A 1,053-nucleotide genomic window follows, 5' to 3' on the forward strand; every position below is an offset into this window, starting at 1 on the left:
TTGACGGTGATGCCGGCCTGGTCGAGCGCGATCTGCGCCTGTTTGCCGGTCACGCCTTTGCTGGTCAGGTCGACGAGGATCAGGTGGTTGTCGGTGCCGCCGGAGACGAGGCGGAAGCCTTTCTCCATCATCTTCTCGGCAAGGTGCTTGCAGTTGCTGACGATGTTCTGCTGGTAGACTTTGAACTCGGGCTTGAGGGCCTCGGCGAAGGCGACGGCTTTCGCGGCGATGATGTGCATGAGGGGGCCGCCCTGCATGCCGGGGAAGATGGCGGAGTCGAGTTTTTTGGCGTACTGTTCTTTGCACATGACCATGCCGCCACGGGGGCCGCGCAGGGTCTTGTGGGTGGTGGTGGTGACGAAGTCGCAGTAGGGCACGGGGTTGGGATGGACTCCGGCGGCGACGAGGCCGGCGATGTGGGCGATGTCGAACATGACGAGGGCGCCGACTTCGTCGGCGATCTCGCGGAATTTCGCCGCGTCGATGATGCGGGGATAGGCGCTGGCGCCGCAGACGATCATCTTGGGATGGTGCTTGCGGGCAAGTTCGCGTACCTGGTCGAAGTCGATGGTCTCGGTTTCGCGGCTGACGCCGTAGGGGACGATATTGTAGAGTTTGCCGGAGAAGTTGACGGGGGAGCCGTGGGTGAGGTGTCCGCCGTCGGTGAGGTTCATGGCCAGGATGGTGTCGCCGGGCTGGAGCTGGGAGAAGTAGACGGCCATGTTGGCCTGGCTGCCGGCGTGGGGCTGGACGTTGACGTGGTCGCAGCCGAAGATCTGTTTGGCGCGGTCGCGGGCGAGGTTCTCGGCCTTGTCGACGACTTCACAGCCGCCGTAGTAGCGTTTGGCGGGGTAGCCTTCGGCGTACTTGTTGGTGAGCACGGAGCCCATGGCGGCCATGACGGCGCGCGAGGTGAAGTTCTCGGAGGCGATCAGCTCGATCTGGCGGTTCTGGCGCCGATACTCTTCGACGATGATGTCGGCGATCTCGGCGTCAACGTCCCGGATGTACTTGTCGCTGTTCTTGTCCATTGATATCTACCTGCCCTTTCAT

The 1,053-nt window shown here is 62.9% G+C and carries 1 protein-coding gene; it reads right to left on the minus strand.

The features are described 5' to 3' along the window. The coding region (locus tag HMPREF7215_RS01390) for a serine hydroxymethyltransferase (RefSeq protein ID WP_009163784.1) at window positions 1-1,031 on the minus strand (1,031 nt) is incomplete at its 3' end. Window positions 1,032-1,053 lie beyond the last annotated feature (22 nt).

The sequence above is a fragment of the Pyramidobacter piscolens W5455 genome, assembly GCF_000177335.1.
GTDB lineage: Bacteria > Synergistota > Synergistia > Synergistales > Dethiosulfovibrionaceae > Pyramidobacter > Pyramidobacter piscolens.